Here is a 7,344-nt window from a genome sequence, read left to right on the forward strand (position 1 = left end):
CGGGAAATTCCCGCGGAAAGCGCCAGAAATGGCGAAATTCCGAAGTTCCAAAAGCCACTCTTCGGAACGACGCCACCTTCCGCCCTGTCAGGTCTCGTTGTTCAGACCTTCCCTAGGTGGGCCGCACCAATCGCCCCCGCGCTGTTCGGCACCGCCCCGTTCTGGCGCCCTTTTGAATATTGTAATAGTTCGATCACATAACCGTCTGGTGCCCTGACGATTGCCGTTTTTACATTGGGATCATCGACGCCAGTCACCTGATACAGGAAATCGCCCCCCATCTCCGACTGTCGCTCAAGCTTGAAGCCGAGTGCTCCTGTCCAGAACCGAACAGCTTCGTCCAATGACGATACCGCGAAGCCTGTGTGGTCCACCGCGATTATTCTTGCGTCGTTGTTCATTGCTTCACTCTCACTACACCGTGCTTGAGGTGTCGGAGCTTGCGCCCTAGCTGCAACCGACGCCAGCAACATGACGAATATGATCTTCATGGTGACGCTCTACCGCGAAGGCCTCTTCCTGAAAAAAACGGTTGTCAGGAAGGTCGGAGCGTTCCCAAAAGCCAGCAGTTGGGTATGGAACGCACATAGAATCTAGCCGCAATCCAAGGCCCGAAAAGCGTCAATGGAAATCGCGCGAGGGCAGCTGCATGTCGCCGAGCAAGTTGCTGAGGTCGTACAGGTCGCCGGCGATCAGATGCTCTACGCCGTCCACGCGTTCCCAGCGACCACGCACGGCCAGCAGGCGCGATTCCAGCAGCGCACGGCGGCGACGCAGCGCAAGGTGCGACCAGACGATGACGTTGATCATGCCCTGCTCGTCTTCCAGGGTGACGAAGATGGTGCCCTTGGCGGTGGCCGGGCGCTGGCGCTGGGTGACCAGGCCGGCCACATGCACGCCGCTGCCGTGGCGGCGGCCCTGCAATTCGCGCAGACCCAGGATGCGCCGCTGGCGCATCTGCGGGCGCAGCAGCGCCATTGGATGCTGGCGCAGACTCAGGCCGACCGAGCGGTAATCGGCAAGGATTTCTTCGCCCGCGCGCGGTGCCTCGAACTCCACCGGGCGCTCCTCCGGGCTGCCCGGCAACAGTGGGCGACGCGCCTCCACACCGGCCATTGCCCAGCGCGCGGCATTGCGGTTGCCCACCATGCCTTGCAAGGCGCCTGCTTCTGCCAATGCCAGGCGTGCTTTTTCGTCGAGTGCGGCGCGCAGGCACAGATCGCCGATATCGGCGAACGCCCGCTGCGTGCGTGCGGCAACGATGCGCTGCGCCACCACTTGCGACAGTCCGGCGACCTGCCGCATGCCCAACCGGATCGCCGGTTGTTCGCCGGGATCGGCAGCGCTGCGCCACGGCCGGCCGCCGACCAGGGTGTTGTCCCAGTCGCTGTGCAACACATCCACCGGCAGCACCTCCACGCGCTCGCGCTCGGGGCTGCCGCGGCGCGCATCCTGCACGATCTGGCTGGCCGAATAAAAGCCCATCGGCTGCGCGTTGAGCAGCCCGCAGGCGAAGGCGGCCGGCTCGTGGCGTTTGAGCCAGCAGCTGGCATAGACGAGTTTGGCGAACGAGGCGGCATGGCTCTGCGGAAAACCGTAGGAACCAAAACCCTTGATCTGTTCGAAGATCTGGTCGATGAAGCTGGAGGCGTAGCCTTTGCCCTGCATGCGTTCGCGTACGCGCGTGCGATGCTGTTCCATGTCGCCGCCGCGCCGCCATGCGGCCATCGAGCGACGCAAGTTGTCGGCTTCGTCCTCGCTGTAATCGGCAGCATGCATCAGCAGTTCCATCACCTGCTCCTGAAACAACGGCACGCCCAGCGTGGGCTTGAGGATGTCTTCAACCGCAGGCGACGGGTAGTTCACTTCTTCGCGGCCCTGCCGTCTGCGCAGATATGGGTGCACCATGTCGCCCTGGATCGGCCCGGGGCGCACGATCGCCACTTCGATGACCAGATCGTAGAACTCTGCAGGTTTGAGCCGCGGCAGCATCGCCATCTGCGCACGCGATTCGATCTGGAACACGCCGACGGTGTCGGCGCGCTGGATCATCTTGTAGGTTGGCGCGTCATCGCCTGGCAGCGTGGCAATGCTGTAATTGCGCCCACGGTGGCCGCGCACCAGCTCCAGCGTCTTGCGGATGCAGGTGAGCATGCCCAGCGCCAGGCAATCGACCTTGAGCAGCTGCATGGTTTCCAGATCGTCCTTGTCCCACTGGATGATGGTGCGATTAGGCATGGCCGCGTTTTCCACCGGCACCAGCAGCGAAAGCGGCTCGTCGGAGATCACGAAACCGCCGACATGCTGCGACAGGTGCCGTGGGTGATCGCGCAAATGCTCTGTAACGGCCAGGATCTTGTTGATCAGCGGGTTGGCCAGATCGAACCCGGCTTCTTCGATGCGCTGTTCCATCGGCGTTTCGCCATTGCCCCAACCGTAGCAATTAGCCAGCAACGCAATCTGGTCCGGCGGCAGGCCGAAGGCCTTGGCCACATCGCGCACGGCGCTTTTGCCGCGATAGCAGATCACCGTCGCCGCCAGCGCCGCGCGTTCGCGCCCGTATTTGCTGTAGACGTACTGCAGCACTTCCTCGCGGCGTTCGTGCTCGAAGTCCACGTCGATGTCCGGCGGCTCGTCGCGTTTTTCGGACAGGAAGCGCGCCATCAACAACCGCGTTTCATCCGGGTTGACCGCCGTGATGCCCAGCGCATAGCACACCGCCGAATTGGCCGATGAGCCACGGCCCTGGCAGAGAATGTCCTGATCGCGTGCGAAGCGCACCACATCTTGCACAGTGAGGAAGAACGCTTCGTAGTTCTTGAACGCGATCAGCGCCAGCTCTTTTTCGATGTCCTCGCGCACCTTTGCCGAGATGCCGCCCGGCCAGCGCTTGCGGATGCCTGCTTCGGTGAGCTGACGCAGATAGCTGGTGGGCGTGTGGCCTTCCGGCACCAGCTCTCTGGGATAGGTGTAGCTGATCTTGGAAATATCGAAGGTACAACGCTGCGACAACTCCACGGTGGCCTGCAACAACGCATCCGGGTAGATATTGCCCAACGCGCGCCGGGTTCGCAGATGCCGCTCGCCATTGCGGAACAGGTGTGCGCCGCACTCGGCCAGCGGCAGCGTGTGGCGGATGGCGGTCAAGGTGTCTTGCACGATGCGCTCGCGACGCTGCGCCATATGCACATCGCCACTGGCCAACGCGGTCATGCCCAATTGCTGCGCCAGCGCTTGCAGGACCTGCAGGCGCGCGACATCGTCCTGTTCGCGATGCAGTTCCACTGCCAGAAACGCCCGCTCGCCGAAGACCTGTTGCAACCAGGCGCCCTGCTCTGCCTGCGGCTGCGCGCCGGGTAGCCACAGCGCAAACACGCCCGGCACCACGTCGCGAAACTGCGCTTGCACCTCGGCGCGACCCAAGCGATAGGCGCCCTTGCTTGCCGCACGCCGCGCGGTAGTGATCAACCCGCACAGCTGCGGGTAACCGTGCGCATTTTCCACCAACAGCACCAAGCGGATGTCATCGACCAGGGTGAATTCGCTGCCGACAATCAACCGCACGCCGGTGGCACGCGACGCTTCCAGGCCACGCACGATGCCGGCCAGCGAGCATTCGTCGGTAATGGCCAAGGCGCTGTAGCCGCAATGCTGCGCGCGTGCGAACAACTGCTCGGCACTGGAGGCACCGCGCAGGAACGAAAAGTCCGACAGACAATGCAGCTCGGCATATGCAGGCAGATCATCGGCCTGCTGCGCATGGACGATATCGTCATTGGCCGCGCGCAGGCGTGCAGCCACATTCCAGGCACGCGGCATGCGCCCACCGGGCGTGTCGCGGTCTACGCCATCAATGGCGTCATCCCAGCTCATGGATGCTGGATGCCTTCAACAGCGCCATGCTGTCTCGCACGGCCTTTGCAGTCCGCGGTGGATCGCGTCGCTGCAGCTCCTGCTGCGTTCTTTTTGAAGGCCCGGCACCTGCAGCCTGCACCCACCCCGCGACCAGCGCCAGGCGGCCCGTGCTCGGATCCTGCAATGGCATCCCTGCGCTCACGCAAACCACCCATGCAGCATCCAGCCGTCCACCCGACCGGGCGCGGCGAATGCCCAGCCACGCCGGCCGCGTGCTGTCTCCACCACGTAGTAATCGCGACGCGCTTCATCGTCGTCCCACCAACCGCTTTCCAGCCGCTCCGGGCCGGACACGATGCGCAGGTGCGGGTCGTGGAGCGGCACCGGCTGCGGCAGCAACCAGGTGGGGCGCGGCGGACGCTGCGGCGCGGCGGCTTCGCGCATCGCATCGCCGATGGCGCGGCGCCACGCGCGCTCCGGGCGCGGGTCGTCGGCCGGCAAGACGCGATAGACCGCGTCATCGCCCAGCCGTGCACGCAGGCGCTCGCGCAGTTGCGGCCACTCCACCGATTGCTGCGCGCGCTGATCGAACAGGTCGCGCATGGCCGGTACGAACGGCGGCAGCTGCCGTGCCAGCAAGCGCATCGCCACCACCGGCCGCGGAATCTCCACCCGCTCCAGCCGGTTGCGGGCCAGCTCGAACAGCAAGGTGGGCGCGCGTTCCGGCGTGAGCAGGCCGATCTCCACATCGGTCGCACCTTCTTCGTGCTCCAGGCGTAATAAAAACCGCTGCACGCCGCCATCGCGAATGGACAGATACGTGCACAGGTCGCCGATCAACCGACGCAACGGAAACAGCAGCGCCGGATGCGTTTCCACCTCATACCCCAACTCCACGCGGTGGTCGAAGTGGTCTGGCGGCGCGTAGCACTCCAGTGGGTCGTCGACCTGCCCGTAGAGGCGATCCAGATGATCGAGCAGGCCCGCACCGAAACGCCGGCGCAACCCGTCGCGCGGCAACCCACGCACCGCCGCGAGCGTGCGCACGCCCATGTGCTGAAGGCGCTCGCCGGCATCGTCGGGCAATGCAGCGCGGCGCACAGGCACCTTGTCGAGCGTGCTGTGCAGGGCCGGCAATTGCGTCACCACCATGCCGTCGCGCAGCCCTGCCAGCACGCGCGCGGCGCGCGGCGTGGGCGCCAGCGCAAGCCGGTGCTGGAAGCCCAAGGCCTGCAGCTCATCGCGCAGGCGACGCTCGAAGCGCGGCCAGGGGCCGAACAGGCGAAAGCTGGCACCGGCTTCCAGCACGATGGCGCGCGACCACTGCTGGCTGACCAGCGAACTATGCCGATATGCCCAGGCCGCAAGAAAGCGCTGCGTGCGCGCTTCGTTTTGCGCGTCGTAATCGATGGTGCTTACCTGAGTCATCAAGGCATGCGCCGCCGATAGCCGCATGCCGGCCTTCAACCCAGCCGCACCAGCGGCGGCATTGACCGAATGCAGGCTGCGCAGCTGCGCCGGGCCTTCCACCAGCACCAGCGGCGCCTGCGGCGCTTCCAGACGCCGAAGGACGGCGTCCAGCGCCAGCTGCGGCAGCAAGATGCAGGCCCACAACATGCGCGCGCCTCAATGCGCCAGCCGCAACGGCTGCGACGGTACCTGCCCGCCGCGGCACTTGCGCACCTGCCAGGCATCGCGCTCGGGCAGGAATTCCAGCCGCAAGGCCGCCGGCGATGCATTCACCGCATGACGGCGGTCGCGCAGCGCGAAGGCGCAGCAGTTGCCGCTATCGGCCGCCACCTGCAGCCGGCGCAGCGCACGCGCATCGCCGGTTTGCGGCCAGCCCAGTACCGCAGCGCAAGCGCCGCTGCGCAAGCATTGTTCGAACGCCCATAACGCTTCGCGCGGCTCGGCCTGCACCACTTCCAGATGCTCCAGCACCACCCTGCCCGCCTGCCAGGCCGGCGCGTAAGGAATGAACGGCGGCGCGACCAGCACGACCCGGCTGCTGCTGGCAGTCATGCGTGCCAGCGTGGGCAGCAACAAGGCGATCTCGCCGATGCCGTGCGCAGGCAACAACAACTCGGTCAAGGCACGCCGCGGCCAGCCGCCATCGGGCAGCAACGCATCCAATGCCACATGCCCGGTGGATTCGCCGCCATTGACGGTGGCCGTGCCCTGGCCTGCACGCCAGACGGTGCGCGCGGCCAGCAGGGCGTCCAGCGGCAGTGCCACTGCCGCATTCCCGTCCTGGCTGATGCGCGCCGGCTCCTGGCTCATCTCAGCCCTGCCGGATCAGGCCGCAGTACAGCCCTTCGATCGCGAAGTCGGCATCGGCCGCCACCACGATCGGCGCATGCGCACGATTGCGCGGCAGCAGGCGGATGCGTTCGGCGCCGCGCTCCAGGCGCTTGATGGTGATTTCGCCATCCACCCGCGCCACCACGATCTGCCCGTCGCGCGCCTCATTGCTGCGATGCACGCCAACCAGGTCGCCATCCAGAATGCCGTCATCGATCATCGAATCCCCCTGCACCTGCAACAGGTAATCCGGACGCAGCGAAAACAGCGCGCGGTCCAGCCAGAGCTGACGCTCCAGGCCGATGTCCGCACCGATCGGCAGGCCTGCTGCCACCCGCCCCAGCACCGGCAAGGCCAGCAATTCATCGCGACCGGCGCCCCCCGGCAGACGGATGCCACGTTTCTGATTGGGCAGCAGCTCGATCAATCCGGCATCGGCCAGCGCCTGCACGTGCTTTTGTGCGGCATTGCGCGAGGCAAACCCGAAGGCCTGCGCGATCTCGGCCAGACTGGGCGAGACGCCTGCCTGGGCCTGCTCCTGCAGGAACGCCAGCACGGCGGCACGTTGGGGGGGAAGCGATGGCATCGGGGCGCGGCAGCAGAACGGGACAAGGTGTACATTTGTACACCCATCGATCGCAGCAGGCGAGACCGGCTTGCTGAGCCGCTTCAGCACGTCACTTGCGACTGGCTGACGACAGGGTTATAACTTTCGTATTAACGTGAGATGCCGCCATGAAACTCAAGATCACTGCCATCGGCAATTCCGCCGGCGTCACCCTGCCCAAGGAACTGCTGGCCCGCCTGCGGCTTGGAAAGGGCGACGAACTCTATGCACTGGAAACGCCCGACGGCATCAAGCTGACCGCATTCGACCCGACGTTGGCCGCGCAGATGGATGTGGCCGAGCAGGTGATGCGTGAGCGCCGCACCTTGCTCAACAAACTGGCGCAGTAACGCACACGCATGATCATCTGGATCGAGCGGCCACTTGTCTTGGCTATCCACGACCGCCAGCTGGCCGAACATGGTGGCGGGAGCGGTGTGCGCGACGATGCGTTACTCGACTCCGCCCTTGCTAGACCTAAGGAAGGTCTGAACAACGAGACCTGACAGGGCGGAAGGTGGCGTCGTTCCGAAGAGTGGCTTTTGGAACTTCGGAATTTCGCCATTTCTGGCGCTTTCCGC

The 7,344-nt window shown here is 65.3% G+C and carries 5 protein-coding genes and 2 pseudogenes; 2 read left to right on the top strand and 5 right to left on the bottom strand.

Features of this window, described 5'->3' with window-relative positions:
• Positions 1–113: 113 nt before the first annotated feature.
• The 5 genes and pseudogenes from J7360_RS20265 to lexA form a co-directional block, all read right to left on the bottom strand.
• A pseudogene (locus J7360_RS20265) lies at positions 114–383 on the bottom strand (VOC family protein); the annotation flags it as partial.
• A gap of 238 nt (positions 384–621) precedes the next feature.
• Positions 622–3,873, bottom strand: a complete 3,252-nt coding sequence (locus J7360_RS20270) for an error-prone DNA polymerase (RefSeq protein WP_057658428.1) — start codon at positions 3,871–3,873, stop codon at positions 622–624.
• 180 nt (positions 3,874–4,053) lie between these two features.
• A complete protein-coding gene (locus J7360_RS20275) occupies positions 4,054–5,472 on the bottom strand; it encodes a DNA polymerase Y family protein (protein WP_057658430.1) in 1,419 nt (472 codons plus the stop codon).
• Positions 5,473–5,481: 9 nt separating this feature from the next.
• The gene (gene imuA, locus J7360_RS20280) at positions 5,482–6,135 is read right to left on the bottom strand and encodes a translesion DNA synthesis-associated protein ImuA (RefSeq protein ID WP_209034663.1); all 654 of its coding nucleotides are present in this window, start codon (positions 6,133–6,135) and stop codon (positions 5,482–5,484) included.
• 1 nt (position 6,136) lies between these two features.
• Complete coding sequence (lexA, locus tag J7360_RS20285; protein WP_057658432.1) at positions 6,137–6,742, bottom strand: transcriptional repressor LexA; 606 nt, start codon at positions 6,740–6,742, stop codon at positions 6,137–6,139.
• A gap of 149 nt (positions 6,743–6,891) precedes the next feature.
• Between lexA and J7360_RS20290 the strand changes: the two genes are divergently transcribed.
• Entirely contained in the window at positions 6,892–7,113 is a 222-nt protein-coding gene (locus J7360_RS20290; protein ID WP_209034665.1) for an AbrB/MazE/SpoVT family DNA-binding domain-containing protein, read from the top strand.
• A 9-nt stretch (positions 7,114–7,122) separates the two neighbouring features.
• Positions 7,123–7,248, top strand: a pseudogene (locus J7360_RS20295) (type II toxin-antitoxin system death-on-curing family toxin); the annotation flags it as partial.
• Between the last annotated feature and the right edge of the window lie 96 nt (positions 7,249–7,344).

The organism is Xanthomonas sp. D-99 (assembly GCF_017746145.1).
Taxonomy (GTDB): Bacteria; Pseudomonadota; Gammaproteobacteria; order Xanthomonadales; family Xanthomonadaceae; genus Xanthomonas; species Xanthomonas cissicola.